Annotated in this window: 30 protein-coding genes, 3 tRNA genes and 1 pseudogene; 20 read left to right on the top strand and 14 right to left on the bottom strand. The window is 46.6% G+C overall.

Annotated elements, in window-relative coordinates; genetic code table 11:
- Window positions 1-3 precede the first annotated feature (3 nt).
- From CTN_RS04335 to CTN_RS04310, 6 genes are read left to right on the top strand one after another with little or no spacing between them, the layout of a single operon-like run.
- Window positions 4-882: a YicC/YloC family endoribonuclease gene (locus CTN_RS04335; protein ID WP_015919371.1), complete on the top strand. Its 879-nt coding sequence runs from the start codon at window positions 4-6 to the stop codon at window positions 880-882.
- 12 nt (window positions 883-894) lie between these two features.
- A complete protein-coding gene (locus CTN_RS04330) occupies window positions 895-1,173 on the top strand; it encodes a DUF370 domain-containing protein (protein WP_015919370.1) in 279 nt (92 codons plus the stop codon).
- An 11-nt stretch (window positions 1,174-1,184) separates the two neighbouring features.
- Window positions 1,185-1,808, top strand: coding sequence for a guanylate kinase (gmk, locus tag CTN_RS04325; protein WP_015919369.1), 624 nt, complete (start codon window positions 1,185-1,187; stop codon window positions 1,806-1,808).
- The gene (locus CTN_RS04320; protein ID WP_015919368.1) at window positions 1,793-2,032 is read left to right on the top strand and encodes a DNA-directed RNA polymerase subunit omega; all 240 of its coding nucleotides are present in this window, start codon (window positions 1,793-1,795) and stop codon (window positions 2,030-2,032) included. Before gmk ends, CTN_RS04320 begins: the two co-directional genes overlap by 16 nt.
- A 3-nt stretch (window positions 2,033-2,035) precedes the next feature.
- Entirely contained in the window at window positions 2,036-3,220 is a 1,185-nt protein-coding gene (gene coaBC, locus CTN_RS04315) for a bifunctional phosphopantothenoylcysteine decarboxylase/phosphopantothenate--cysteine ligase CoaBC (protein ID WP_015919367.1), read from the top strand.
- The gene (locus CTN_RS04310) at window positions 3,180-4,328 is read left to right on the top strand and encodes a L,D-transpeptidase family protein (RefSeq protein ID WP_244857407.1); all 1,149 of its coding nucleotides are present in this window, start codon (window positions 3,180-3,182) and stop codon (window positions 4,326-4,328) included. The genes coaBC and CTN_RS04310 overlap by 41 nt, the downstream gene beginning before the upstream one ends.
- 32 nt (window positions 4,329-4,360) lie before the next feature.
- On the opposite strand, the gene CTN_RS04305 is transcribed toward CTN_RS04310, so the two are convergent.
- From CTN_RS04305 to CTN_RS04295, 3 genes are all read right to left on the bottom strand, one after another.
- Entirely contained in the window at window positions 4,361-4,723 is a 363-nt protein-coding gene (locus CTN_RS04305; RefSeq protein ID WP_015919365.1) for a S1 RNA-binding domain-containing protein, read from the bottom strand.
- Between the two features lie 32 nt (window positions 4,724-4,755).
- Window positions 4,756-4,971 (bottom strand): 50S ribosomal protein L31, encoded by a 216-nt coding sequence (rpmE, locus tag CTN_RS04300; protein WP_038067253.1) that lies wholly within the window; start codon window positions 4,969-4,971, stop codon window positions 4,756-4,758.
- 117 nt (window positions 4,972-5,088) lie between these two features.
- Window positions 5,089-5,289 (bottom strand): cold shock domain-containing protein, encoded by a 201-nt coding sequence (locus tag CTN_RS04295; RefSeq protein ID WP_015919363.1) that lies wholly within the window; start codon window positions 5,287-5,289, stop codon window positions 5,089-5,091.
- A gap of 182 nt (window positions 5,290-5,471) precedes the next feature.
- On the opposite strand from CTN_RS04295, the gene CTN_RS04290 reads away from it, so the two are divergent.
- The 7 genes from CTN_RS04290 to CTN_RS04260 all read left to right on the top strand — a co-directional run bounded on the left by CTN_RS04290 (window position 5,472) and on the right by CTN_RS04260 (window position 7,716).
- Window positions 5,472-5,547, top strand: a tRNA-Ala gene (locus tag CTN_RS04290).
- A gap of 6 nt (window positions 5,548-5,553) precedes the next feature.
- A tRNA-Arg gene (locus CTN_RS04285) sits at window positions 5,554-5,628 on the top strand.
- 19 nt (window positions 5,629-5,647) lie between these two features.
- Window positions 5,648-5,723: transfer RNA gene (locus CTN_RS04280), tRNA-Lys, on the top strand.
- A gap of 123 nt (window positions 5,724-5,846) precedes the next feature.
- Window positions 5,847-6,380: a translation initiation factor IF-3 gene (infC, locus tag CTN_RS04275; RefSeq protein WP_015919362.1), complete on the top strand. Its 534-nt coding sequence runs from the start codon at window positions 5,847-5,849 to the stop codon at window positions 6,378-6,380.
- 14 nt (window positions 6,381-6,394) lie between these two features.
- Window positions 6,395-6,592 (top strand): 50S ribosomal protein L35, encoded by a 198-nt coding sequence (rpmI, locus tag CTN_RS04270; RefSeq protein ID WP_015919361.1) that lies wholly within the window; start codon window positions 6,395-6,397, stop codon window positions 6,590-6,592.
- Between the two features lie 13 nt (window positions 6,593-6,605).
- Window positions 6,606-6,962 (top strand): 50S ribosomal protein L20, encoded by a 357-nt coding sequence (gene rplT / locus CTN_RS04265; RefSeq protein WP_015919360.1) that lies wholly within the window; start codon window positions 6,606-6,608, stop codon window positions 6,960-6,962.
- Window positions 6,963-6,972: 10 nt separating this feature from the next.
- Window positions 6,973-7,716, top strand: a complete 744-nt coding sequence (locus CTN_RS04260; RefSeq protein WP_041437606.1) for a P-loop NTPase — start codon at window positions 6,973-6,975, stop codon at window positions 7,714-7,716.
- Here CTN_RS04260 and CTN_RS04255 read toward each other — a convergent pair.
- From CTN_RS04255 to CTN_RS10255, 3 genes and pseudogenes are all read right to left on the bottom strand, one after another.
- Window positions 7,682-11,305 carry a diguanylate cyclase gene (locus CTN_RS04255; protein WP_038067249.1) on the bottom strand — a complete coding sequence of 1,208 codons (3,624 nt, stop codon included), beginning with the start codon at window positions 11,303-11,305 and terminating at the stop codon, window positions 7,682-7,684. The genes CTN_RS04260 and CTN_RS04255 overlap by 35 nt on opposite strands.
- A complete protein-coding gene (locus CTN_RS04250) occupies window positions 11,262-12,263 on the bottom strand; it encodes a DHH family phosphoesterase (protein WP_015919357.1) in 1,002 nt (333 codons plus the stop codon). Before CTN_RS04250 ends, CTN_RS04255 begins: the two co-directional genes overlap by 44 nt.
- Window positions 12,264-13,062, bottom strand: a pseudogene (locus CTN_RS10255) (purine nucleoside phosphorylase I, inosine and guanosine-specific).
- 49 nt (window positions 13,063-13,111) lie between these two features.
- Between CTN_RS10255 and CTN_RS04240 the strand changes: the two are divergent.
- The 7 genes from CTN_RS04240 (at window position 13,112) to CTN_RS04210 (ending at window position 19,366) form a co-directional block, all read left to right on the top strand.
- Window positions 13,112-14,173, top strand: coding sequence for a lysine racemase (locus CTN_RS04240; protein ID WP_038067243.1), 1,062 nt, complete (start codon window positions 13,112-13,114; stop codon window positions 14,171-14,173).
- A 32-nt stretch (window positions 14,174-14,205) separates the two neighbouring features.
- Complete coding sequence (locus tag CTN_RS04235; RefSeq protein WP_015919353.1) at window positions 14,206-14,775, top strand: RNA polymerase sigma factor; 570 nt, start codon at window positions 14,206-14,208, stop codon at window positions 14,773-14,775.
- Window positions 14,756-15,124 carry a hypothetical protein gene (locus CTN_RS04230; RefSeq protein WP_015919352.1) on the top strand — a complete coding sequence of 123 codons (369 nt, stop codon included), beginning with the start codon at window positions 14,756-14,758 and terminating at the stop codon, window positions 15,122-15,124. The genes CTN_RS04235 and CTN_RS04230 overlap by 20 nt, the downstream gene beginning before the upstream one ends.
- A gap of 22 nt (window positions 15,125-15,146) precedes the next feature.
- Entirely contained in the window at window positions 15,147-15,896 is a 750-nt protein-coding gene (locus CTN_RS04225) for a hypothetical protein (protein WP_038067356.1), read from the top strand.
- Window positions 15,893-17,548 (top strand): radical SAM protein, encoded by a 1,656-nt coding sequence (locus tag CTN_RS04220; RefSeq protein WP_015919350.1) that lies wholly within the window; start codon window positions 15,893-15,895, stop codon window positions 17,546-17,548. Before CTN_RS04225 ends, CTN_RS04220 begins: the two co-directional genes overlap by 4 nt.
- A 20-nt stretch (window positions 17,549-17,568) precedes the next feature.
- Window positions 17,569-18,090 carry a transcription repressor NadR gene (locus CTN_RS04215; protein WP_038067236.1) on the top strand — a complete coding sequence of 174 codons (522 nt, stop codon included), beginning with the start codon at window positions 17,569-17,571 and terminating at the stop codon, window positions 18,088-18,090.
- Window positions 18,091-18,157: 67 nt separating this feature from the next.
- Window positions 18,158-19,366 (top strand): MFS transporter, encoded by a 1,209-nt coding sequence (locus tag CTN_RS04210; RefSeq protein WP_049750508.1) that lies wholly within the window; start codon window positions 18,158-18,160, stop codon window positions 19,364-19,366.
- Here the strand turns inward: CTN_RS04210 and pyrH are convergent.
- From pyrH to atpG, 8 genes are all read right to left on the bottom strand, one after another.
- The gene (gene pyrH / locus CTN_RS04205) at window positions 19,363-20,058 is read right to left on the bottom strand and encodes a UMP kinase (RefSeq protein WP_015919347.1); all 696 of its coding nucleotides are present in this window, start codon (window positions 20,056-20,058) and stop codon (window positions 19,363-19,365) included. The genes CTN_RS04210 and pyrH overlap by 4 nt on opposite strands.
- 34 nt (window positions 20,059-20,092) lie before the next feature.
- Window positions 20,093-20,686, bottom strand: coding sequence for a translation elongation factor Ts (gene tsf, locus CTN_RS04200; RefSeq protein ID WP_015919346.1), 594 nt, complete (start codon window positions 20,684-20,686; stop codon window positions 20,093-20,095).
- Window position 20,687: 1 nt separating this feature from the next.
- Window positions 20,688-22,052, bottom strand: coding sequence for an Rne/Rng family ribonuclease (locus tag CTN_RS04195; RefSeq protein WP_038067231.1), 1,365 nt, complete (start codon window positions 22,050-22,052; stop codon window positions 20,688-20,690).
- A 69-nt stretch (window positions 22,053-22,121) separates the two neighbouring features.
- Entirely contained in the window at window positions 22,122-22,658 is a 537-nt protein-coding gene (hpf, locus tag CTN_RS04190) for a ribosome hibernation-promoting factor, HPF/YfiA family (protein WP_015919344.1), read from the bottom strand.
- Window positions 22,659-22,670: 12 nt separating this feature from the next.
- Window positions 22,671-23,492: a DegV family protein gene (locus CTN_RS04185; protein WP_273027517.1), complete on the bottom strand. Its 822-nt coding sequence runs from the start codon at window positions 23,490-23,492 to the stop codon at window positions 22,671-22,673.
- Entirely contained in the window at window positions 23,492-23,815 is a 324-nt protein-coding gene (locus CTN_RS04180) for a F0F1 ATP synthase subunit epsilon (RefSeq protein WP_015919342.1), read from the bottom strand. The genes CTN_RS04185 and CTN_RS04180 overlap by 1 nt, the downstream gene beginning before the upstream one ends.
- A 4-nt stretch (window positions 23,816-23,819) precedes the next feature.
- Window positions 23,820-25,226, bottom strand: coding sequence for a F0F1 ATP synthase subunit beta (gene atpD, locus CTN_RS04175; RefSeq protein WP_015919341.1), 1,407 nt, complete (start codon window positions 25,224-25,226; stop codon window positions 23,820-23,822).
- A gap of 11 nt (window positions 25,227-25,237) precedes the next feature.
- Window positions 25,238-26,059, bottom strand: a complete 822-nt coding sequence (gene atpG / locus CTN_RS04170; protein ID WP_038067229.1) for an ATP synthase F1 subunit gamma — start codon at window positions 26,057-26,059, stop codon at window positions 25,238-25,240.
- Window positions 26,060-26,071: the final 12 nt, after the last annotated feature.

The raw sequence follows: 26,071 nt of genomic DNA, 5'->3' as shown, positions 1-26,071 counted from the left end.
TCGGTGATAAAAAGCATGACAGGTTTCAGCAGGGTTGAAAGAGTGTCTGGCCCCTACCATTTCAGGGTAGAGGTGAAGTCTCTCAACTCGAAGGGGCTGAACATCACAAACCAGATACCCGGGTATCTCTCTATGAAGGAACTGGAGATGAACAGCATCCTTCAAGAGTACGTAAAGAGAGGGAAAGTCCACCTCAGGGTTCAGATAAAGTTCCTCGAACCACCGAAAGTGCTCGAAATCGACAAAAACATCGTGCAGGCCTATTATTCCATGCTCGAAGACGTTGTCAACACACTTTCTCTGCCCGAACCGGTGAAGCTCTCGGACCTCCTCATGTTCAGGGATGTTTTCCGAATGGAGCTTTCAGACGAAGAGATCGAAAATGTCTGGAATCATTTCGTGCCGATCTTCAGGGAGGCGCTGGAAAAACTGGTTGAAGAGAGACGAAAAGAAGGGGAAAGAATCGCTGCCGATCTGAAAAAGATACTGAAGGATCTGTTGGCAGGAGTCGAAAAGATTGAAAAGCACTCAGATCAAATTCCCATCCTTTACCGGGAAAAATTGAAAGAAGAGGTTGAAAAGATCCTTCCTCAAGACATATCGGTGAGAGAGGATGTGCTGGAGAACCACATAGCCTTCATATCGACCAAGGCTGATATAAGAGAGGAGATAACGCGCCTCAAAAGTCACATAAAAAGGGCTCTCGAACTGATTGAAAGTGACTCTTCCGTTGGATTGAATCTGGATTTTCTTGGTCAGGAGATGTTACGGGAACTGAATACGATTCTATCGAAATCGATTTCTGTTGATATATCTAACCTTGCCCTTGAAGGAAAAGTGCTTGTTTCTCAGTTCAGGGAACAGGTTCAAAATGTTGAATGAGGGGGAGAGAGTGTGTACGGGTTGATCAACATCGGTTTTGGGAACGTCATAGCGGGAGACCGCGTGATAGCCATCGTGAATCCGGAGTCCTCGCCTCTGAAAAGGATGAAAGACGAGGCAAAAATAGAAGGAAAACTGATCGACGCCACTTACGGAAGAAAGACACGGTCCATAATAATCACCGACAGCAATCACATCATTCTGAGTGCCATACAGCCTGAAACGATCGCACAGAGGTTCATGGAAAACTTCTACGAGATAGAAAAAACTCTTCGGGAAGGAAAAAAGTAGGAGTGTGAACAATGAAAGGTCAACTCTTCGTCATCTGTGGACCGTCGGGAGCGGGAAAGACCAGTATCATCAAAGAAGTTCTCAAAAGAATAGACAACGTGGTATTTTCCGTCTCCTGCACCACCAGGCCAAAACGCCCTCACGAGGTGGATGGAGAGGATTACTTTTTCATCACAGAGGAAGAATTCCTGAGGCGTGTTGAAAAAGGTGAGTTTCTGGAGTGGGCACGTGTGCACGGACACCTTTACGGTACACCTCGCTCTTTCGTTGAAACGCACATCGCCGAAGGCAAAGATGTGATACTGGATATCGACGTGCAGGGCGCGCTGTCTGTCAAAAAGAACTATCCGAACGCGGTGTTTGTATACATCGCTCCTCCGTCTTATTCTGATCTTAAAGAGAGGATCCTTGCGAGGGGAACAGAAAGGGAAGCGGACATCCTCGTGAGACTGGAGAACGCAAAATGGGAACTCATGTTCATGGATGAGTTCGACTACATCGTGATCAACGATGATCTCCAGAGGGCAATAGAAACGGTGCTTGCGATTCTGACGGCGGAAAGATCGAAGGTTTCCAGAAACTTGGATAGGATAGAACAGTTCAAGATGGAGGTGAAAGGATGGAAAAGATGGTGAAGTTCGAACTGAAATACGACGAGCTTCTGGAAAAGATACCTTACAAGTACGCCATCCCGGTCGTTGTGGCCAAGCGGGCGGAAGCCATAAGAGAGTACGCCAGGCCCTTTGTGATCACAGAAGACGAAAATCCTGTCAGCATCGCCTTCATGGAGCTGAGTATGAACTACATCAGAATAAAGAACGAAGATATTCTCAAAGCCCTCATTCCGAAGGTGAAATGATACATGAAGATCCTGGTCGGTGTCAGCAGTGGCATAGCGATCTATAAAGCAGTTGATCTTGTCAGTAAACTTCGAAAGGAAAACCACGATCTTTGTGTGGTGATGACGCCGGATGCAGCCAGAATGGTTTCGCCGGCGGTGTTTTCCTCGGTAGGAAATTGCCCGGTGTATATCGATCATATGGAAGTGAAAAACGGCTGGATTCCTCACACAGAGCTTTCAAGAGAAACAGACGTGTTCGTCGTAGCTCCTGCGACGGCCAACACGATCTCGAAGATCGCAAACGGGATCGCCGACAACCTACTCACCCTTGTTGCGATGGGTTTCAACAAAAAAGCAAAGATTCTCGTGCCGACGATGAACCACAGAATGTACATGAATCCCGTCTTTCAAGAAAACCTCGAAAAGCTGAAAAAAATTGGCTGGTTTGTGGTGGAACCGGAAGAGGGTCATCTCGCCTGTGGAGAAACCGGCAGGGGAAGGTACCCAGAGAACGAGAAGATAGTTGAAGCGATCTACCTTCTCACGACCCAAAAAAAGCTCTTCGGAAAACGTGTACTGATAACAGCAGGGCCGACGCGCGAGAGAATAGACGCTGTGAGGTTCATCACCAACGCGAGTTCGGGTAAGATGGGATACGCTCTGGCAACGGTTGCAAAGAGAATGGGAGCAACCGTGTATCTGGTGTCCGGCCCCACACATTTGAAACCACCCTATTTTGTGGACGAATTCGTTTCGGTGGAAAGTTCGGAAGAGATGTTCAACGAAGTGATGAAAAGATACGACGACGTGGACATCGTCATCATGAACGCCGCTGTCGGTGATTACAAACCGAAAGAAACGTTCAGTGGAAAACTGAAGAAGACAGAAAAAGAACTAACACTTCACCTTGAAAGAACCAGAGACATTCTGGAAGAACTCGGCAAAAGGAAAAAACATCAGTTTCTCGTTGGCTTTGCTGCCGAGGTCGAAGACTTTGAAAAGAACGCCCTGGAAAAGCTGAAAAGAAAGAACCTGGACCTCATCGTTTTAAACGACGCAAGGAAAGCCTTCTCCTCTGAGAGAGTGGAGGTCTTCATTTATAACAGAGAAGGTCTCATCAAAAGGATTGATGAGGATGACAAGACTCGGGTGGCTGGCGGTATTCTTGATATTGTTTCAGATATCGTTGGCGGATCATCTCGTTGAGTTGAAACACATGGATGAATCTGAGATAACCCTTTCTGTAAAAAAACTCTACACCGGTGAAATCAAAAGTTTCTACCTCTACACTCCTGCTGGATTCGTTTTTCCAGAAAAGATAGAGGGTGATGAATACACCTTTGAATTGAAGGGTGATGGTCTTGTCATTCCAGTGGTCGAAGGTCTCAATGTTTTCGGCAAAAGAATGCATCACGTATCACCTACCTTTTTGCGGCTAACCCGTGAAAAGCCGAAGATAAAAATCGTCTCGGATATCAAAAAGGACGATGTTTACATCTACGTGGTTGTCGAAACAGATGATTTCACACCGGTTTCTCTGGAACTGGCGGGCAGGACCTTCAGATTCTTCAAACTCGAAGGAAAGTGGATCAGCGTTTTTAGGTCTTTCCTTGAAGACGGCTCCCACGTTGTGAAAGTTCAGTTCGAAGGACCACTGGACTACACCTTCTTCGTTGAGAAAGAAATTTACGTTATAAAGCGGGTTGCAGTTCCCATGCGAGGAGAAGACGGAGCCTTTGATTACACCGTGTTTTCTCAGCACGTTGTTCAAAAAGGCGAGACCCTCTGGAGCATAGCGAATCGGTACGGTGTGAGGGTGGGAGATCTGGTTTTGATAAACCGCCTGGAGGATCCGAACAGGATCATAACAGGGCAGGTTCTGAAGATAGGTCGTGTTATTTTTCGCGAGAATCCGGTTACAATCGTCGTCAACCTGTTTTCTTCCAAACTGGGGCTCTACTACGATGGTGTCCTGTTGAAGGTGTATCCGGTGGCGCTGGGAAGGAGTGACGCTACACCTCCAGGAAGATACTGGATCCTGAGGAAAGAGATCGATCCCGCTCTTTACTGGTTCGGAGAGTACATCTCACCCAGGACACCGTTGAACGGTCTTGGGACCAGGTACCTTCAACTTTCGAATCCCACCTATGCGATTCACGGTACTTCAAAACCCTGGGAAATAGGAAAGAGAATATCACACGGCTGTATAAGGATGTTCAACAGGGATGTGGAAGAACTGGACGCCTTCGCCGGCGTTGGAACAGAAGTGATCGTTGTAAAAGAAGAGGGAGATTTCCCAGAAAGGCTCTACTAAAAAAATAAAGCGGGGGAAATCCCCCGCTTTTTTCACCACGTGCTTCTTCTGCCTTTTTTCTCAAGTCTCTTTTTGTACTCGGAGAACTTTTGACTGCTTTCCTTTAAAAATCTAGAGAGTTTTCTCTCAAAATCCATATCTTTTTTCTCAGTTTTCGCTTCCGTGTTTTCGGACACGTCTTTCAAAGAAAGTTCCCAGCCACCATTTCTGGCTTTTCCGATCACTTTCGCGGATATCTCCTGTCCCTCTTTCAAGTAGTCCTCTATTCTTTTGACGTAGTCTTTGGAGATCTTCGAGATGTGTATGAAACCTCTTTCCCCCCCTTCGATATCCACGAAAGCTCCGTACCTAACGATCTTAGAAACTTTCCCTTTCACAAATTCACCAACTTTCACAAAAAACCCTCCTCACAAAAGTGGTATTACCATCAGTAATTGTCTCCGTACTTCCTCCTGAACTTCTCCACTCTACCTTCCGTGTCGACGATGAGGACACCACCTTTTCCACCGGAGGTGTAGAAGGGGTGACACTTTGAACACACATCGATTCTCACATTATCGGCTGTTGTGTAGAAAGTATGCTCTGCACCGCACGCACATTTGACCGTTACAAGTTTCATTTCTGGATGTATTCCCTTTTTCACCGGGTCCTCACCTCTCCAGCATTGTATGTTCTCACATGCCAAATACTACCACACATGAGATCAAAAATCAAGAGGAAGGCAAAATTTAAGCCCCCGGATGGGGGCTGATTGGTCTCTTCACTCAACTACTCTTACGTGCGCTGCTTGAGGACCTTTCTTACCTTCTTGAACTTCGAATTCAACCACCTGGCCTTCCTTCAACGTCTTGAAACCTTCCATTTCGATGGCTGACCAGTGTACGAACACGTCTCCTCCTTCGTCCTTTGTGATGAATCCATAGCCCTTCTTGGCATCAAACCACTTGACCTTTCCTCTCATACCACATGCCTCCTTAACAAAAGATGGTACTGACTAATCATAACACTTTCCCACCTGTCGTGTCAAGTAATTTGGAAGAAGGGATTGAACATTCCAGATCTTCATGTTATAATTCTCTCCGGTGTGTCAAAAAAGGTCTTTTCAAGGAAAACAAGTCATGTTATAATATAAAAGCAGAAGGTGGGGCCGTAGCTCAGCTGGGAGAGCGCTACCATGGCACGGTAGAGGTCGTGGGTTCAAGTCCCATCGGCTCCACCAGCGGGGGCCCCCGTAGTTCAACGGATAGAACGGCGGATTCCTAATCCGCAGATGGAGGTTCGATTCCTCCCGGGGGCACCACGGAGAAAACCAGTGAGGTGGGCCGTTAGCTCAACAGGTAGAGCACCTGATTCTTAATCAGGGGGTTGCAGGTTCGAGTCCTGCACGGCCCACCAGAATTTTTTAAAAGCAAGTGGAGGCCAGCCCGGCTTCCCACCCTGGAGCAGAAGGCTACCAGGGTAAATATCCCTGAGAACATCAGCTTCAAAGGGAAGCGGGCTTTTTGCCCGCTATTTTTTGTGAAGGAGGAGGCGATCGGTATCGGTGCAAACGTGGATCTTCCCAGGAACGAACAAATAAAGGTTCCGAAGGTCAGAGTAGTGGACGAGAACGGAAAACAGATAGGCATCATGCCCACCAGGAAGGCGCTGGATCTTGCAAGAGAGAAGGGGCTTGATCTTGTACTCGTTGCCCCGAACGCAGATCCCCCCGTTGCTAGGATTATGGACTATGGAAAGTACAAGTACCAGCTCACTAAGAAACAAAAAGAAAACAAAAAGAAGGCTGTTCAGCTGAAACAGATGAAGTTCCGGTTGAAGATCGACGAACACGACTATCAAACGAAGGTAAGGCATATCAGAAGGTTTCTCGAAGAAGGCCACAAGGTTCGGGTGGTTGTTATGTTTATCGGTAGGGAAATGATGTTCACAGACAAGGGCAAGGAAATTCTCGAAAGGGTGATCAAAGACACAGAGGATCTTGCAGTTGTTGAAAGTCCACCGAAGGTGGAAGGAAGAGACATGTGGATGGTTCTGAAGCCCAAAAATTCTTAAGGGAGGTCCCGAGAATGCCCAAGATGAAAACGAACAGGAGCGCAGCAAAAAGATTCAGGGTCACCAGAAAGGGAAAGATCATCAGAAATCATGCCTACAAGAGCCACAAGACGAGGAAAAAGAGAAGGAACGTTCTGAGAGCGTTGAGGAAGAAGGACGTCGTGTCAAGTGCAGACAAAAACAGAGTTCTCAGGCTTCTTGGGAAAAAGTGAGGAGGGATGAACTATGCGCGTAAAAAGAGCTGTGCACGCAAAGAAAAAAAGAAAGAAGTTCCTGAAAGAGGCAAAAGGATACAGAGGAGCCCTCAGCAGAAGGTACAAACTCGCAAAACAGATGTACATAAGGTCCAAGTGGTACTCCTACGTTGGAAGAAAGATAAAGAAGAGAGACATGAGGAAACTCTGGATCACCAGGATCAACATAGCCGCAAGAAATGAAGGTTTGAAATACAGTGAGTTCATTCACGGTTTGAAACTGGCAGGTGTTTCCATCAACAGAAAAATGCTTTCCGAACTCGCTGTGAACGACCCAGAGGCGTTCAAAGAGTACGTGAGGATCGCCAAGGAAGCCCTCGCATCGTGAGGTGTTGACGTTGGAGAAAACAAAGAAGCTGGCTGTCATGAGTGGAAAAGGAGGAGTTGGAAAAACAACCATTGCGGTCAACCTTGCCGTTGCTCTGGCATCGGAAGGGTATCAGGTGGGTCTTCTGGATCTTGACCTTCATGGCCCCAACGTTCAGAGAATGCTCGGTGTGTCCCTTCCCCCCTCTGAAGGAGAAAAGATCGTTCCGGCAAAATACGGAGAGTCTCTCAAAGTGTTCTCCCTTGCCATGATCCTCCAGGAAGGTGCTCCCGTGATCTGGAGGGGACCGTTGAAGCACAAGGCAATAGAGCAGCTCACGAAGGATGTGGATTGGGGAGAAATCGATTATCTGATCTGTGACCTTCCGCCGGGAACGGGTGATGAAGCACTTTCAACTTTTCAGATAATAAAACCCGATGCCGTAATAATAGTTTCTACACCTCAAAAAGTGGCAGGAGACGATGTGAGAAGGACCATGAATTTTGTGAAGAGATTGAACGGAAAGATCCTTGGAGTTGTGGAAAACATGTCTTATCTTGTTTGTCCAAAGTGCGGAGAAAAGATATTCCTCTTTGGAAAGGGTGAAACAGAGAAGATAGCAGAGGAGTTCAACGTTCCACTCCTTGCAAGAATTCCCATGGATCCAGAGGTGGCCGCACTTTCAGATGATGGAAAACCTGCTGTGGTTTACAAGAGAGAAACTGTGATAGAAGAAGAATTCAGAAAGATCGTTGAGAAAGTTCTTGCTCTGTGACCACCCTGTCTTTTCCAAGGGATTTTGCCATGTAAAGGGCCTCATCGGCCCTTCTTATGGTTTCAAATATGGATTCACCCGGAATGTACTCTGCAACTCCAAAGCTCACGGTGATATGATGGAGGTTTTCAGGATCGGTTTTTATGGAGTTTCTCAGTTTTTCAGCCACCAGCCTGGCTTCTTTCAAGGAGGTTCCGGGAAGGGCCACCACGAATTCTTCTCCCCCGTACCTTCCCACAAGATCGCTCTTTCTCAGACTTGAAAACAACTTCTTTCCAATCCATCTGAGAGCACTATCCCCGCTCATATGGCCGAACTGGTCGTTGATCTTCTTGAAATCATCAATATCACACATTATCAGAGAAAGAGGCATTCTGTACCTGGTTGATTTGTACGCTTCTTCTTCGAGTCTTTCCATGAAGTACCACCTGGAAAGAACCCCCGTGAGCGAGTCCTTTATACTCCTATCCCTGTAAAGACGCTCTCTAAGCACCGCTGTGAGGGTATGACCGAACCATTCGAGCGTTTCCACGAAATCCCAGGCCGATTCTTCATCGCACTCCAGATTGGTACTTATGTAAATCAACATGTCGTGCCTCATATCCAGATTGAAGGACATGCGTGTTCTGAAAGGAGATGTCTCGAGAAAATCCTCTCCATCGGAAACACCCGAAAAAGAGGTACTGAATTCTTCTATTGTCTTCCCAGTTCGCCTTTCCACTATCTTCAGAGAGAAAACTTCATACGGTAATATCTCCGAAAGTTTCGCAGCAACGAGTTCCATCACTTCAAAGAAATCTTTGTTTGGTTCTATGAAACTCACGAAAAGGTAATGAGGTATTCTGTTCTCCGAGGAAAAGGTTCCCAGATTTGCTTCCAACTTCGACGACACCTCTTTCAATCCCATTGTGTTGTAGACTAAAATGGCCTTCTTCAGGAATCTCTTTGCCTTAAAACTCTGACCCAAAGCGGCGTAGAACCTGTGAAGACTCTCATAGACCAGTGCCAGTGTGAGATTGGAAGTGTTTTCCACATTCTCTTTTTCCAGTTCCAGAACGAATTCTTCGAAACCTTCTGGATCAAGCTTTGCAAGCCTTTCTGAAAAAATGTAAGCGATCTCCTCGTTGAAGAACTTCCTTGGTTGTTCGACTGCTTCTTTCCACGCATTTAGAAACTCCGCATCGCTTTCTGCGAGTACCATCTTTCTCAGCAGTTCAAAACCGAATCTTTCGAATTCCGGTTCTTCTTTATTCAGAAGAGATCTTGCACCTTCGAAATCTCCAGCGAAGAGACGGTTTATCACAAGGCCCCGAAGTGCCCGTCTTTCGATATGGTTTCTTTCTTCCAGATCGAGTTCAATCCTGAAAATTTTCTCCGCGTTCTGATAGTCTTTTCTGTGAAGATAGTAAAGCCCCTCCAGAAAGTAGGTGTAGGAGAGAGTGGTCACACTTCCAAAAAGTTGAGACTGTTTTCTGAGGCGGTGAAGCTGTGTGAGAAAGGCTGAAATCTTTCCCTCGTAGAGAAGGCTCCACGTCAGATTGCTTTCATCGACGATGGCAAGGGACGGATCAATCTTTTTTGAGATCTCAAGGGAGCGGTTGAAATAATAGTTACTCATTGCCCTGGTTCTTGACAGAGAACCAAGAGACCTGTAGCCAGATATTTCCACATCCAAAAACCTTTCCTGCGTAGCGATGTACATGGCTTCTTTTAAAAGATCACGATCTTCACTTGCGGAAAATTTCTCGTAAAGCAGAACGGCTTTCAGATATTTCTGTTCTTTTGTTGAGAAGTTCTTCTTTTCGAGTTCCTCTTCGATGAGTTCCAGCAATTTCTGGGGCACTCTTTTGCCAGCCCTTCTGTAAGAACGTGAAGCGATAGCAAGACCGTAGAGATCACGATAGGAAAGATGCTCGCTTTTTTCGAACACCTTTTCTGGGTTGCTGACAAGTTCTTTGAACCTCACAAACCATGAAAATCTGAAGTTCTCTTTTTCTATCATGGATGGGTCTATTCTGAAAAGAAGCTTTGTCTTGAGACTTTCGATGGCATAGAGAGTTCTTCCAAGAGATTTTTCCAGACCTTCCAGATACTCGATCATCGACCTCGTTTTTTCGTACTCCCAGAAGTGGCTTCTCACGTACCTCAAAATCTGAACGGCCCGGGTTTTCACGTCTTCTATGGACATAACATGTTTTACAGCAAGATCTTCCGGGAGTTCTTTAAAGAGCCGTTCGTGCAGAAAACTTTTTCTCTCATTTGGCACCTTCCTGTAGTAGTAGTCCCAGAACTCTTTCAACGTGAACCTGTAGTGTCCCTCTTCCACCATCATGACACCAGTGTCCATCGCTTTTTCTACGATTCTGGAAAGATCTTCACCGGTGATCTTTTGAAGGGCACGCAGTTCATCTCCCGTGAACTTCTGACCCAGAACACTCAGATCTCTGATCTCGGGTGAGTCAAGTTTTTGAAGAAGAGGTTCAAAAACATTTGAAACATCGTTTCCAGGATCTGCTCCGTTCAAAACTTTGAGGATTTCCACCATGTATCCAGGAAGGCCTCTGCTGAGATGATGGATCAATCTCACAGTGCTATCCTGGATTTTCCCGAGGGATCTTTCCAGAAAAATCTGTGTTTCTTTCAGGGTGAACGGGGAAAGCCTGTAGATCTCGTGGAAAAAGTCGTAAGTCTTTGTGGATGTTGCTATGATCACGATTTCTGTGCCGGTAGAGATCGTCGATAACTTTTCCATGAGAGGGATGAGATCCGACCCGTCTGAAAGATCATCGATCAGGATCACCTTTTTCTGACCGTCGTCCAGTCTGGTCAGAAGATCCAGATCATCGGAAGCATCGTACCACATTTTCAGATCCAGAACGGAGAAAACCTGGTGCACGAGAAACCCTTTTTCTCTGAGATCCTCTGCCAGAACAGATGCCATCTTCGTCTTTCCAACTCTCTGTTCTCCAGTTATCAAGATGAGAAGGGGAAAACGGGTGGTCTGGTCTATACGTTCTTTTATCTCTCCTTCGATTTCCCTGTGTATGTACGGAAACCTGATCTCTGTGGTCAATGTAGCTGGCAGATCGTCTCCAATTTCAATCGGATCCATTCCATGTTTTTTCAGAAACTGATAGCATACCTTTCGGGTTGCCTGAGGGGTCTTTTCGACGGAAAACACCACTTCTTTTGCCCTATCCGGAAAGTCACTGATGAACGAGGGAACGAATACCACACCACTGCCCAGCAAAAAATCGTCCAGTCCCAGAACTGGAACAATCACTCCCGCTTTTGAAAGAAACGTGAAGAGCCTTAAAATCTGCCCTGAAACTTCTTCACTCAAGACTTCAAGCGGCTTGAGAGATTGATAGTAAGGATAGAAAAATAGATACTTTCCGTCTGAGATTTTGATCTTTTCAGGTATGAGGACGTTTGGAACCCTCAGTCTTTTCAGCTTTGAGTACTCGTTGAAGAAGAAATATCTGTCCAGAGGAACGTTCACGATCCTGAGAACTCTGTCTTCGCCGTCTTCTTCTACGAGAAATTCATCTCCCCAGTACGCTTCTCTGAGAAGTCTTTTCACCCTCACGGCTTACACCTTCTTTGAATCTTCCAAGGAGATGATCTATAACTCTCGAAATCACATTTTCCAGTTTTTCCCCTTCGAAAGTCACACCCGCTGCCCTGGGATGTCCCCCTCCTCCAAGTTCGAAGGCCACCTCGTTCACGTTGAACCAGTCCTTTGATCTCATGCTGACGTGTATCTTTCCCTTCGGGAACTCCATGAACAAAACGGCGACTTCTACACCCCTTATGGAGCGAAGTTCACCAACGAACCCGGCGCTGTCTTCGTCAGTGCAGTTGTGCCTCAAATAAGTATCGTAGTCGATGTAAGAGTAAGCGATCCTTCCATTTTCCAGAAGCTGGAGTCTTTCCAGAACTTCTGCGAAGAGTTTGAACTGTTCGAACCTTTTGTTTTCCAGAATCTCCTTTGCAACGAAGTGAGCATCCGCCCCTATTTTCACCAGTTCGTAAGCATCTTCAAAGACTCTGGCGTCCGTGTTGGAATGCCTGAAAAACCCTGTGTCCGTTGCTATTCCAAGATAGTTCAGGGTGGCAAGGACAGGATCGTACTCGACACCGAGTTTTCTGTTCAATCTGAAGACCATCTGTGCTGTGGCGGCGAACGAAGGATCCACCCAGTTCCACTTTCCAAAGAGAACGTTCGTCGAATGATGATCTATCACAGCAGATGGAACCTCTTTCAGAAGATCCTGAAATCTTCCTATTCTGTCCGGAGACGAAGCATCCACCACTATCACAAGTTCGGGTTCAAAGTCAACATTCTGTTCAATTCTTTCGATGTGTGGGAAGTTTTCGAACACGTAGGGAACCCTGTAATCTATAGCGGCTCTCACCTCTTTACCTATCCTCTCCAGACCCAGTGTCAGGCTCAAAACGGAACTTACACAGTCACCATCTGGCATAATGTGTCCCACAACGAGTATTCTGTTGTATTGCGATATGGCATCTACTATTTCCTTCACTCAAAACACCTCCACGGCCGTCTTCAGCACCTTTTCTATTCTGCCCTGTGCCATTTTCGTTGTTCTTATCACTTCCTCGTGGGAAAGCCTTCCGTGGCTGACACCCGAGGCCATATTGGTCACACAGGAAAACACGATCGTCTTCAAACCACAATGCCTGGCTGCTATCAGTTCCGGAACTGTGGACATTCCCACAAGATCGGCCCCAAGTTTTTCGAAAGCTCTTATTTCAGCTGGTGTTTCGTAACTTGGTCCCAGCACTCCTATGTAAACACCTTCTTTCAATTCCACTCTTTCTTTCACTCTTTTGGCCCATTCTGGATCCACCACCGACGACATGTCGGGAAATCTGGGACCAAGCCTTTCATCGTTCGGGCCCCTCAGAGGGTTTCTGAACATGAAGTTTATAACATCCCGCACCAGAATCACTTCTCCGGGTTTGAACTCCTGATTTATCGCCACCAGCGGCGTTTGTGACGATCACGCCCTTTACTCCAAGGAACTTCGCAACATAGATGGGAAAAGCAACCCTTTGGGGAGCATGTCCTTCGTAGAGATGAAACCTTCCTGCCATCACCATAACAGGACGATCTTTCACAATCCCGAAGACCAGTTTTCCACTGTGACCCTCCACCGTTGGTTGTGGAAAGTGTGGAATGTCTTTATAATCTATAGTAGTACAGTTGTCCATGGCTTCCACAAAAGAGCTGAAGCCAGATCCAAGAACGATGAGGATCTCAGGTGAAACACTCGTTCTTTCTTTTATGTATTCACTTGCTTCTTTGATCTCTGTGATCATGATTCTTACCACCTCCATACTATTCTACTACAAAAAAGAGGTGTTCAGCATGTATCCAAGAGTTCTGATAAACCTGAAGGAGATCGAAGAGAACGCCAGAAAAGTTGTCCAGATGGCAGAAAAAAGAGGTATAGAGATAGTGGGAGTCACCAAGGTGACACTGGGAGATCCGAGGTTCGCCGAGGCTTTGAAAAGAGCAGGAATAAAAATTTTGGGAGAATCAAGACTGAAGAACGTTCTGAGGATGAAAAAAGCGGGGATAGAAGGACCTTTTATGCTGTTGAGGCTTCCCATGATGAGCGAGCTGGTCGAAGACGTGAAGCATTTCGATTACATAATGGTCTCCGATCCAAAAGTTGCCCGGATGGTGGAAGAGTTGTCAAAGGAAACAGGAAGGAACGTGAAGATCATCTACATGATAGATGTGGGAGATTTGAGAGAGGGTGTGTGGTACGAAAAAGCAGTGGAAGAGATCTCTCAGTGCAACCCTTCTAGTATATCGGGAATAGGTACGAACTTTGGCTGCTATGGAGGGATCATTCCCACGAAGGAGAAGTTCGAGATGCTTCTCAGCATAAAAGAAAAACTGGAAAAAGAACACGGCTTCAACATAGAGATAGTGTCTGGTGGGAACACACCCACGTTGCTTGCACTGGAAAGCGGTGAGATTCCAGAGGGCGTTAATCAGCTGAGAATAGGAGAGGCGATCGCGCTCGGAAGAGATATAACGAACAACCGTGTGATAGACTGGCTGTCTCAGGATACGTTCATCGTAGAAGCGGAAGTGATCGAAGTGAAAGAAAAACCCTCGATCCCTGTTGGGAGGAGAGGCCTGGATGTTTTTGGTAGAAAGGTGGAGTTCGTTGATAGGGGTATAAGAAGAAGGGCAATCTGTGCTCTCGGTGAGCAGGACATAGACAGCAGAGGACTCATACCGGTGGACAAGGGAGTGGAGGTACTTCACGCCTCCAGCGACCACATAGTTCTGGACGTAACAGAATACGGTGATGTGAAAGTGGGGGATGTGTTCAGGTTCAGAATGACGTACTCGTGCCTTCTGAAAGCGATGACCTCTCCCTTCGTGGAAAAGCGATATGAACCGTCGATTTGAGGGGTGAGTCTTAATACGAGGAGGAAACTGCTTTGAACGAGAAAAAACTCGTGGAAGCCTTGAAGAAGAAAGAAAACTGGGCTTACGAGCTTTTGTATAGAGAGTTTGCACCCAAAATAGGAAGCATAGCAAAAAGCTATCTGAACACGGACGATGTGGACGATGTGGTGCAGGATGTTTTTGTGAGGATTTTCAAAGGTATAAAAAAGTTCAGGGGAGATTCGAAGCTTTCCACGTGGATCTACAGAATAGCGGTGAACGTTTGCAAGGACTACCTTCAGAAATACAAAAAAAGAAACGAATTTCTGACGGATTTTCAGGAAAGCGACAACGAGGACGAAATCTACATCCAGCCACAGGCCAGAGAGAATGTACTCGAAGAGGTACTGCGTTCCATAACGGCCGAAAAAGTACAGGAAGCCCTGGAGAAACTTTCACCGGAGGATCGATTGCTCATAAAACTTCGAGACATAGATGGATTGAGTTACGAAGAGATAGCGTCCGTTCTTCAAAAGCCTGTTGGGACTGTCAAAAGCAGGCTTCATTACGCCAGAAAAAGACTGGGGAAACTCTTGAAAGAGGGTGAAAGGGTTGAAAGATGACAGGCTGAACAGGATTCTCGATGGAGAAGAACCCCTCGAAAATCTGCCAAGGGAATTGCTCGAAGATTACCGGATTTACAAAGAGGCGATGTCGATATACAGAATGCGCTGTGAGTACATCCCCAGCGGCAGATTGATGGAAAAGATTTTGAAAACAAGAAGGCGTAAAAAGCTCATTCTTTCTTTCGTTCTTACGGGAGCGATCGCTTCGCTGCTTCTGATTTCTCTTGTTCTCGATATTCTACCGATCTCTCCCTCCAGAACAGAAGTGGTTCAAAATCAGAAACCCGTGGTCAACGAGGTCATAAATTACATAAAAACGGTGGAAATGGTGAACGACGGATGGTGAGAACGTGAAAAAACAGGCGTTCATGTTCCTCTTCTTAATAGCGGCCACCATCTTCGCACTACCTGATATCGTGGAAAGGTGGTTGTACTCGAACTACTACGCCAAAAGAGTCATGATCGAAATAGGTCTCAAGACGCGCTTCAGATACGAGGAAGTCTACAAGTGGGGAGCCGACAAGATGGTCCTCGTTCACGAACCAATCAGGGTGAACTGGGTCAGGCTGGGCCAGAGTTGTTACATGGGGTCCGATACAACACTAAGAAGGTCACCGATGCTGATCCTGGATCTTGAAGATCTTGCTTTCAAGGAGATTTTGCAGGGAAGAAATCTTACACTCAGAGAAACAGACGATGGATACGAGATCACACTGCAGGATACCGGAAATTACAGGATCCTTTTGACAAAAGAAGGATTTCCAAAAGAAATAGAGAGAAACTACATGAACACGAAGAGTCGATTGATTTATGAAGAAGTCAGGTCTCTTTCTCTTTCCAAAGAGGATGTTCTGAAAAATTACTCCCTTGTGGACACAGAAATCGAGTTTCCGAAAGAACTCGTGAACGTTTTGAACAACTTCAAGTTCATCATCATCAGAGAAGGTGCCTCCGGACTTGAGATAGAGGGTATCTACAAGAACGGGCAGAAGGTGGAGATATTCATCGGGAGTGACCTTCCAGACGGTGCAATGAAGATCAACGTGAACGGTCTGGAGATAGCAATAGTTGCCGACAAGGAAACACTTGAAGAGATAAAGGTGATTCTGAAAAAATGAAAACTCTGATTCTCGATGGATACGTTGATGAGCCCGCCGTTTTCGGTGTCCCACCTTACATAAGCCCCTACGTAAGGTACCTCGCGGGTGCTCTTGTTCTTGCGGGACTGGAAGTTGATTACATCACCATAGACAGGATGAGAAAGGAACAGTTGTGGGAGATCGTCAACGAATACGATTATCTCTTCGTGGTGGCGGGTATCACCGTTCCGGGACGGTACAAGGGAGGAACACCTCTGACCCTTGGAGAGCTCCAGAGGATACTGAACCTTGCCAGAAGGCCTCTGAAAGTCGTGGGAGGTCCCATCGTCAGGGGCTATTCCCTCAGAGGAGGGACCGTTGCCAAACTTTCGGAAATACCAGCAGATTACCTGGTGACAGGTGATCTGGAGGCCTTTGCCCTCTCTTATTTTCGAGGAGAGCCCGATCCAACAGCAAAAAGCGACTACGAAATAATCGACATGGTAGCACCACACGGTGCGGTTATTCTCAAAAAACATCCCAATTTTCCACACATTATCTGCGAAATAGAACTTTCAAGGGGATGTGAAAGAGAGACCTTCTGTACTTTCTGTACGGAACCCATACTCCATGGAAGATTAACTTCAAGAAAGGTCAGGTCTGTCCTTGAAGAGATAGAGTCTCTCTACAGGGCAGGATGCAAAGCGTTTCGCTTTGGCAGAACAGCGAACATCCTGGCCTACGGATCCGACATGAACGCTGGGAAACCCTCTCCAGAGATAATTGAAGAGCTGTACTCTGGCACCAGAACAGTTGCTCCTTCACTTGAGGTTCTTCACACCGACAACGCCAACCCTGTTTATCTTGTCAGACACGAAAAAGCGTGTAGAAAGATCGTGGAAACCATCGTTAGATACAACACACCCGGGGATGTGTTCTCCTTCGGTGTGGAATCTTTCGATGAAACTGTTCTGAAAAGAAACAACATACAGGGCTCTCCCGAAGAATTCCTGAGGGCTGTTTTCATAGTGAACGAAATAGGTGGCAAACGTGTGGAAGGAGTCCCAAAACTTCTTCCTGGTGTAAACCTGATTTTCGGTCTTCCCGGTGAGACCGAACAGACCCTCGAGAAAGACTACTTTTATTTGAAAAAAATTCTGGACGATGGATATCTCTTAAGAAGGATCAACATAAGAAAACTTCTTGTTTATCCGGGAACTCCTGTCTACGAATATTTCAAAACTAGAAAGCACAAGATCAAAAGCCACCTCCATGAAAAATGGAAAAGAAAGATCCGTGAGGAGATCGACCACGAGATGTTAAAACGGGTCTTTCCTGTGGGAACCATCCTGAGGAAAGTGATACCAGAGTATGTGGAAGGGAAATTCACCTTTGGAAGACAACTCGGAAGCTACCCCATTCTCGTGGGAATCCCCGGTGTTCACTCCAATGTGATGGACGTCGTGGTCGTATCGCACGGAGAGCGGTCCGTCACTGCCATCCCCTATCCTCCTTTCCTGAACAGCATGTCACTCGAGGAACTCACCGCGATACCCGGAATCGGCCAGGCACTGGCGAGAAAGATCATCCTGAATCGTCCGTTCAGAAACTGGAGTGAACTGGAAAAGATTGTTCCCCCTGAAACGATGAGAGTGCTGAAGAAGATTGGCATTTCTTTACAGCAGGTGTAAAATATTTACGGGTGACGAACATGAGAGAGTTCAAGAAGGAGCGTCTGAGGTCTATTCTGAAGATTCTCGAAAGATCGAAAGAACCTGTCAGTGGCTCTAAACTGGCAGAAGAGCTCGGTGTGAGCAGACAGATAATCGTTCAGGACATTGCCTATCTGAGAAGTCAGGGATACAGCATAATCGCAACTCCCAGAGGTTACGTTCTCAGTGAAGGAAAAGCAAAGGTCTCAAAGCTTGTCGCCGTAAAACATGAACCGGAAGATATAAAGGAGGAACTGCTCTGTATCGTAAGAAACGGTGGAAGAGTTTTGGACGTGATCGTGGAACATCCTGTCTACGGTGAGATCAGGGGAATCATCGATGTCTCCACAGAAGAGGATGTTCTAAAATTCATCAGCCTCATGGAGATGACCAAGACGGAACCACTTTTGAAACTGTCAGGAGGAGTGCATCTTCACACCATAGAAGCTCCAGACGAGGAAACTATGAGAAAAATACTGAAAGAACTGAATGAGAAAGGCTTTCTGATAGAGGAGGTATGAAGCCGTGAAAAGAATAGACGAAATCGTCGAAAAGTACGTTGACAGGAAAACTCAGAGAAAATTTCTGATGCTTACCTCGATCGCTTGGATGTTCGATGCGGCGGGTGTCATGCTTCTCTCGTTCGTTCTTCCCTACGTGATCGAGGAATGGAAACTCACCTCCACTCAGGGAGCCGCAATAGCGAGTGCCACTTTCCTGGGGATGCTCCTCGGTGCTCTCTCCGTCGGATTTGTGGCAGACCTTCTTGGAAGGAAGACCTCGAACCTTCTCTTTTTTGTTGTCACAATCACCTTCACGTTCCTGTCAGGATTCTCGAAGTCGTTCAGTGCCCTTGTGGTTTTAAGGGCGTTGTCTGGTTTTGGATACGGCGGGTTGATGCCGTCTTTCAACGCGTACCTTTCCGAGTTCACCAGTACTGGACTCAGGGGAAGGTACCTTGTTCTTCTGGAGTCCAGCTGGGCGGTTGGAAGTATTCTGATCGGGCTTTTTTCGGTTCTCGTTCTTCCAAACTGGAGATGGATCTTCTGGATCTTCGGCCTTGGATACATCTTCGTTCCCGTGTTTTCCAGAATGCCAGAAACTCCAAAATACGCCCTCTTAAGAGGTGGAAAAAACTCTCTGGAAAAGGTTCTTGGAAGAAAAGTGGAAGAAGAGATCGTTCCTCCGAAGAAAGAAAGGGTACCCATAGCTTCACTTTTGAAGAAAGAACACCTGAAAGATACCTTATTGATCTGGTTTGTATGGTTTGTGGTCAGCTTCGTATACTACGCTCTATTCACATGGGCTCCACGAATCTTCTCCTCTCAGGGTATAAGTGTGCTCAGATCCTCATGGTTCACCTTTTATATGATGGTGGCACAGCTTCCTGGATACCTTTCGGCGGCTTACTTCATAGAAAAATGGGGAAGAAAGACTTCACTGGGGGTTTACTTCATAGGAACGGGAGCTGCCGCTCTGCTCTGGGCCAACGTGCGTGGGGACGTTTCACTTCTTGTCTCTGCCATGGTTCTTTCGTTCTTCTGTCTGGGAGTATGGGGGCTGGTCTATGCCTACACTCCCGAACTCTACCCCACACCACTCAGGGGCACCGGGAATGGAGCAGCCGGTGTATGGGCAAGGGTAGCTGGAATGATAGCACCGTACTACACGGGTTTCATGATGGAAAGAGGAAAGAGCATCGCAGAAACCCTTTCATGGATCTCTGCGATGGCCGTGGCAGCAGGAATCGCTGTTTTGATCTTCGGAAGAGAGACAAAAGGAAGGTATATCGATTAATCAGGCAAAACGATGCTTCCTATGTTTTCTCCCTTCAGGGCTCTCAAAAGTGAACCCGGCTCGAAAAAGTTTATAACCCTGACGGTTATGCCTAACTTTTTACAGAGTGCAAAGGCCTCGGCGTCCATGACTTCGATTCTCATTTTCATCGCTTCGGAAAAGGTCAGCCGCTCGATCTTTCTGGCATCTGAGAATCGTTTGGGATCTTTGTCGTAGATTCCATCCACCTTTGTTGCCTTGACGATGATCTGGGCTTTCATCTCTTTCGCACGCAAAACGGCGGCGGTATCTGTGGTGAAAAATGGATTGCTCGTTCCACCCGCGAATATCAGAACGAAACCGTTTTCAATGGCCGATTCGATCGAATCGTAACTCACACTTTCCACATCGGGGAGGTTCACTATCTGAGAGAATATCTTTGTTTTCAAACCTTCCCTTTCAAAGTGGTCTTTCAGATACACCGCGTTCATGACGGTTCCAAGAAGGCCAATTTGGTCTGCCCTTTCTCTGGAAAGACCTCTCAATTCGATTCCCCTGAACAGATTTCCCGCTCCCACCACTATTCCCACTCTGTAACCTTCTTCGACCACCTTTTTTATTTCCGAGGTGAGATACGACACCCTTTCTGGATCAAAACCTTTTCGTCCTTCACCGGACAGTGCCTCTCCGCTCAGTTTCACCAGCACTCTCATAACTCTACCTCCAAAAAAAGGGTGAGCTTTCTGCTCACCCTTCTTCTCCGACTTCGTATCTTGTGAACCTGGAAACTCTTATGTTTTCTCCAGTTTTTGCTATGAGCTCGTTGATGAGGTCTTTCACCTTCTTCGAGTCATCGAATATGTAAGTCTGTTCGTAGAGACACGCCTGTTCGAAGAACTTTTCCAGTTTTCCCTCGACGATTTTCTCGATCACATGTTCTGGTTTGTCCTTTATCTGGGCTCTGTAGATTTCCTTTTCTTTCTCTATGACTTCCTCTGGAACGTCTTCTCTTCTGACGTACCTCGGCTTCATTGCAGCAACCTGTTTTGCCAGGTTGTAAGCCAGCTCTTTGAATTCATCCGTTCTTGCCACAAAATCCGTTTCACAGTTCATCTCGAGCAAAACTCCTATTCTTCCGTTGAAATGGACGTAGGCAACTATTATGCCTTCCTTCGTGGCTCTTCCTGCCTTCTTCTCTGCGGTCGCTGCTCCCTTTTTCCTCAGAATTTCCACTGCTTTTTCTATGTCTCCTTCGGACTCTTCGAGTGCTTTCTTGCAATCGAGCACTCCTGCACCCGTCATCTCTCTGAGTTTTTTGATGAGATCCATGGATACTTCCATTTCACTTTCCTCCTTTCTTGGTCTTTGCACTGAGTTCATAAGAATTTGGGTCGTTCCAGGTGTAATCCAGAGAAATTTTCACCTTGAATTCTCTCTCCAGTCTTTTCACATCCTCTTTCTTAAAATAGCCGGACATGTTCGGATGAAGTTTCAAAGTGACTTCGTCGAACTCTCTCAGCTTCTTCAAATCCTCCTTTATCCTCTTTAGAAGGACCTTCTGCGAGATGACCTTTCCGGTACCACCACAGACGGGACATCTGGTGAAAAGAAAAGCATCCAGTGGTCTGGTTGTTCTTTTTCTTGTCATTTCCAGAAGACCCAGGTTTGTGAAACCAAAGACTTCTATTTTCGTTCCATCCTTCTTTGCGAGTTCCTTGAAGCGCTCCAGAATCTTTTCATAGTTCTTTGGATCCCGCTGTTTGATGAAATCCACCACAACGATACCACCGATGTTTCTGAGAATCAACTGTCTGATGATCTCCTCGATAGCCTCCAGGTTGGTTTTCAAAGCGAGTTCTTCCTGATTTTCAGCGTCTGTGTAGCTTTCTGAATTCACGTCTATCACCGTAAGGGCTTCTGTCCTGTCTATCACTATGTTTCCACCACTCTTCAACGGCACCGTTCGAGAGAGAAGCTGTTTCAGTCTGTCGTAGATGAAGTACTTTTCAAACAGATCGCCTTCTGTATACACGAGTTCTGGTCTTTTCGGAAGCGTTTGAACGTACTTTTCCAGAGTGCTCAGGATCGATTTTTCGTTGTAAATCAACCTGTCGATCTTTGAATTTACTTTCTCTTTCACTATCTGCTCGATGGGATCCTCTTCATAAAGGAGTTTTGGTTTTCTCGATCTTCTGAACTTTTGAAGAACTTCGTTCCACTTATTCATAGCTTCTTGAAAGTTTTTGACGATCTCTTCCTCTTCAACTCCTTCAGCGGCCGTTCTTATGATAACTCCGATGCCGTATCTCTTTCTCAAGTCGATGGCAAGACTTCTTAACCTTCGCCTTTCCAGCCTGTTTTCGATCTTTCTGGAGACTCCCACTACTTTCTTGAAGGGAAAGACTACCACGAATCTGTCAGCGATTCCGATCTGTGCTGTCACCTGTGGCCCCTTTTTTCCAGAAGCGTCCTTCTTCACCTGGACAAGCACCTTTGCTCCCTCTGTTACTTCCTGTCCTTTCAGAACAATCTCTCTGTAGGACTCGTTTATCTCGTTGAGCTTCAAGAAAGCGTTTCTGCCCTTTCCGATCTTCACAAAGGCTGCTTCGAGGCCAGGTACGATCCTTTCTACCTTTCCAAGATAGATCTTTCCCGTGATCGTCTCTATTTCATCGAGGAAGATTTCTTCCAGATCACCTTCGTTCAGGATCGCGTAAGATAAACTGTCTGGTTGTACGTTCAGGAGGAACTCTCTTATATCTTCGACACCTCCGGTTTACTCTGCCATTTCGAGAAGGTGAATTTCACCGTCTTCGTCACGGTAGAGCATGTTTATCTCTCCGGTGTTGACGTTCCTGAAAACAAGGAACTTGTGGTTCAATTCTTCCATCTGCATGACCGCCTCATCGAGATCCATGTTGAGCAGAGAGACTCTCTTCACAGAAGAGATCTTATCAGAAGGAGAAAATTCCCCGGGTTCTTCCAGAGGCCTTTCCACCGGGACCGACCTTCTGTGATCGTGGTTCTTTATCTTTTCTTTCAGCTTCTTCACCTGTTTTTCCAGAGCGTCGGATGCGAAATCTATCGCCGTGTAGATGTCTGGATGCCTTTCTTCCACGTTTATGATGTTCCCCTTCAGGTTCATGTTGAATTTCACAACATATTGGTTCTTTCCGTCTTTCTCTATTCTGACGTTGAACGAAACCAATTCGTCATCGTAGATCACTCTGTCAACTTTATCGAGGCGCTTTTCGAGATAGTTCTTTATGGCGTCCGATATCTCTACACCTTTTCCCGTTATTCTGTAATCCATGAGAACACCTCCTCATTCGAGTGTCAGAATCCCTGCGCCAAACATCTTGGGCCCTGAGTGAACGGCAAGGGTAGGGGGTAATCTGACGATGTCCACTCTTTCCACTTTATCATCCTGAAGTCTTGCCTTCAGTTCAAGGACGATCTCCTTCATCTCTTCGCCGGCATAAGCCAACCCAAGCATTCTAGGCTTTTCTGTCTTCAGATCCTCCACGATTTTTTCGACGACGTTTTTCAAGCCACGTTTTTTTGCAACGACCTTCAGTTCTCCGTTTTCAAGACTCATGATAGGGAATATCTTCGCCAGATTTCCCAGTATGCCGACTGTTGCTCTGACCCTTCCACTCTTTATGAGGTAGTTGAACTCAAGAACAGAGAATCTTATTTTTATCCTCCTGTTCACGTTTTCAACGACTGTTTCCAGGTCTTCCTCTCCTCTTTCGACAGCTCTCATCAGTTCCAGCAGCACGTATCCCGCTCCGATCGAGACCTGCCTGGTATCTATCACCTTGAATTCTACATCTGGAAATTCCTCCTCCAAGCGTTCCACAACACCGTTCATTACGCTATAAAAAGCACTCAGCTTCGCGGACAGGTGAACACAGTATATCCTCGTGTAGCCTTCAGAAATTATATCACGCAAAACCTTCTCCATTTCAACTGGAGAAGGAACAGCTGTTCTGAAGTCTTTTGCTCTCCCAAAAAAGCTGTAAAACGTCTCCGAATCAAGATCCACTCCATCGGTGAACTCTCTATCGTCGATGTAAACCTTTATTCCCACGGTCTTCAACGGAAACGGGAGCTTCCAATCTCCAACGGTTACGGCACTGTCGATTACGAAGACTGGAAGAATTTTCTCACCCTTTCTACCCTTTCCCTGGCTTCCATGAACCTGTCCGGAGAGATGTCCTCTTCTCTTCCCGCTTCCTCAGTTATTATGGTCACCTCTTTTCCATCACACACGAGAAAACCACCTGCAACTTTGAGACGAAACTCCTCTTCACCAGATTTGATTTTTACATCACACACGGAAAGCTGTGTGATGATAGGAGCTCTTCTCGGCAAAATACCCATCGCACCTTCGACAGTACGGAAGGAAACGAAATCGCTTTCTCTGTCGAACACCGTTCCATAGGGTGTTACGATCTTCACCTTCACGCTTTCAACTCCTCATCTCTTTAGCGCGCTCTTTGACTTCGTCGATGGTTCCGGCCATGAGAAACGCCTGTTCAGGGACATCGTCAAGCTTTCCATCGAGGATCTCTTTGAAACCTCTGATCGTCTCCTCAAGAGGAACGTATTTACCGGGTCTTCCTGTGAACCTTTCAGCAACGTGGAAAGGCTGACTCAAGAACCTCTGAATTCTCCTTGCGCGGTGAACAACGAGTTTGTCCTCCGGAGACAACTCCTCTACACCGAGGATGGCTATGATATCCTGCAGGTCCTTGTACCTCTGGAGTACTTCCTGAACACCTCTTGCCACTTCGTAGTGTTCTCTTCCAACGACAGCGGGATCGAGTATCTTCGAAGAAGAATCGAGCGGGTCAACAGCAGGGTAAAGCCCGAGCTCTGCTATTCTTCTTGACAGAACGACGGTCGCATCCAGGTGAGCGAAGGTGGTTGCGGGGGCAGGATCAGTTATGTCGTCTGCGGGTACGTAAATGGCCTGAACGGAAGTGATGGATCCTCTCCTGGTCGAGGTGATTCTCTCCTGGAGCTCTCCCATGTCGGTTGCAAGGGTGGGCTGATAACCAACTGCGGACGGCATTCTTCCAAGCAAAGCAGAAACCTCACTTCCCGCCTGAACGAACCTGAATATGTTGTCTATGAAGAGAAGAACGTCTCTTCCTTCAACGTCCCTGAAGTATTCGGCTATTGTGAGCGCGGTCAAGGCAACCCTGAACCTTGCCCCCGGTGGTTCGTTCATCTGTCCGAAGACGAGGACAGTGTTACCAAGAACGCCGCTTTCCTGCATTTCAAGCCAGAGTTCGTTTCCCTCTCTTGTCCTCTCACCAACACCCGCGAACACGGAAAATCCCTTATGCTCTATAGCGATGTTTCTGATCAATTCCATAACGAGCACGGTTTTACCAACACCTGCACCACCGAAGAAACCTATTTTTCCACCCTTTGGAAACGGTGCAAGCAGATCGATAACTTTTATCCCCGTCTCGAGGATTTCGATCTCGGTGGACTGTTCTATAAGTTCAGGAGCAGGCCTGTGGATCGGCCACCTTTCCTTCGACTTTATCTCGCCGGCTTCGTCCACGGGCTCTCCTATAACGTTCAGTATTCTTCCGAGTACTTCTTTTCCCACGGGAGCGGTAATTGGTTCACCCGTATCAACCACTTCCAGACCCTTCATGAGCCCATCGGTGGAGTCCATCGCCACCGTTCTCACGACACCGTCTCCTATGAGTTGTTCTACTTCAAGAACAATCTTCTGCCCCGTTTGAGGATTCACGACCTCAAGGGCGTTGAATATGTCTGGAAGTTCTTCTTCGGGGAACTTCACATCCACGACGGGCCCCATCACTCCCACTATGTATCCTTTTGAACCCTTTGCCATACCGTATCACCTCATTTTTCGATTTCCTTCAGTGCTTCAGCACCCGTCACTATCTCTATGAGTTCCTGGGTGATCGAAGCCTGACGTGCTTTGTTGTAAGCCAGTGTCAGCTCTCTGATCACTTCCTGGGCGTTGTCGGTTGCGTTCTTCATGGCGTTCTGTCTGGCATAGAACTCCCCTATCTTCGTCTGGAACATGAGTTCCATCAAAGTGGTAGACAGATAGTAATGGAGTACGACGGGAACGAGTTGCTCAGGAAGAGGTTCGAATTCGAAATCTTCTCTCTTCTTCTCTTTTCTTTTGAGAGGAATGAGATCGTACACCTCTGGTCTTTGAATGAGTATGTTCTTGAATCGACTGAACACCACTTTGACGTTCACAGGTCTGCCGTCCATGAATTCGTAGATATCCTCCACGATCGTTGAACCGTTCCTGAAATCTGGTATTTCATAGAATCTATCGTACATCTTCAAAATGTTCCCCGTTCTGAAATGGTTTATTGCCTTGAGACCTATGAGTATAAGATGGGGATTTTTCGACTCGGAGATCACCTTCTCTGCTTCTCTTATGATTTCGCTGTTGAAAGAACCACAGAGTCCCATATCACTCGTTATCACCACGATCAGATCTCTGTCTCCTTCTTCGAAGAAGACTGGATCGAGACTCTCATCCGGTATCAGTGACCAAAGACGTTTTACCTCTTCGTAGAAGGGTTTGAATTTCTGATACTCTGCCTCCATCTTTCTCGATTTCGCACGTGCCACCATTTCCATGGCACGTGTGATCTTCATGAGAGATTGTGTGGCGTTTATTTTCCGTTTTATCTGTAACATTCGACCTCTGCT

It is taken from the genome of Thermotoga neapolitana DSM 4359, from assembly GCF_000018945.1.
GTDB classification, from domain to species: domain Bacteria; phylum Thermotogota; class Thermotogae; order Thermotogales; family Thermotogaceae; genus Thermotoga; species Thermotoga neapolitana.
This window is presented reverse-complemented; position numbering and strand designations above follow the sequence as displayed.

What these genes read in the sequence shown, in the direction of transcription:
- CTN_RS04220 (WP_015919350.1), top strand. Translation starts at nt 15,893, where the DNA reads ATGAAAACTCTGATTCTCGATGGATACGTTGATGAGCCCGCCGTTTTC.
- rpmI (WP_015919361.1), top strand. Translation starts at nt 6,395, where the DNA reads ATGCCCAAGATGAAAACGAACAGGAGCGCAGCAAAAAGATTCAGGGTC.
- rplT (WP_015919360.1), top strand. Translation starts at nt 6,606, where the DNA reads ATGCGCGTAAAAAGAGCTGTGCACGCAAAGAAAAAAAGAAAGAAGTTC.
- pyrH (WP_015919347.1), bottom strand. Translation starts at nt 20,058, where the DNA reads ATGAGAGTGCTGGTGAAACTGAGCGGAGAGGCACTGTCCGGTGAAGGA.
- gmk (WP_015919369.1), top strand. Translation starts at nt 1,185, where the DNA reads ATGAAAGGTCAACTCTTCGTCATCTGTGGACCGTCGGGAGCGGGAAAG.
- tsf (WP_015919346.1), bottom strand. Translation starts at nt 20,686, where the DNA reads ATGGAAGTATCCATGGATCTCATCAAAAAACTCAGAGAGATGACGGGT.
- CTN_RS04225 (WP_038067356.1), top strand. Translation starts at nt 15,147, where the DNA reads ATGTTCCTCTTCTTAATAGCGGCCACCATCTTCGCACTACCTGATATC.
- hpf (WP_015919344.1), bottom strand. Translation starts at nt 22,658, where the DNA reads ATGGATTACAGAATAACGGGAAAAGGTGTAGAGATATCGGACGCCATA.
- atpG (WP_038067229.1), bottom strand. Translation starts at nt 26,059, where the DNA reads ATGTTACAGATAAAACGGAAAATAAACGCCACACAATCTCTCATGAAG.
- coaBC (WP_015919367.1), top strand. Translation starts at nt 2,036, where the DNA reads ATGAAGATCCTGGTCGGTGTCAGCAGTGGCATAGCGATCTATAAAGCA.
- CTN_RS04210 (WP_049750508.1), top strand. Translation starts at nt 18,158, where the DNA reads ATGCTTACCTCGATCGCTTGGATGTTCGATGCGGCGGGTGTCATGCTT.
- CTN_RS04240 (WP_038067243.1), top strand. Translation starts at nt 13,112, where the DNA reads ATGTATCCAAGAGTTCTGATAAACCTGAAGGAGATCGAAGAGAACGCC.
- CTN_RS04295 (WP_015919363.1), bottom strand. Translation starts at nt 5,289, where the DNA reads ATGAGAGGAAAGGTCAAGTGGTTTGATGCCAAGAAGGGCTATGGATTC.
- CTN_RS04320 (WP_015919368.1), top strand. Translation starts at nt 1,793, where the DNA reads ATGGAAAAGATGGTGAAGTTCGAACTGAAATACGACGAGCTTCTGGAA.
- atpD (WP_015919341.1), bottom strand. Translation starts at nt 25,226, where the DNA reads ATGGCAAAGGGTTCAAAAGGATACATAGTGGGAGTGATGGGGCCCGTC.
- CTN_RS04215 (WP_038067236.1), top strand. Translation starts at nt 17,569, where the DNA reads ATGAGAGAGTTCAAGAAGGAGCGTCTGAGGTCTATTCTGAAGATTCTC.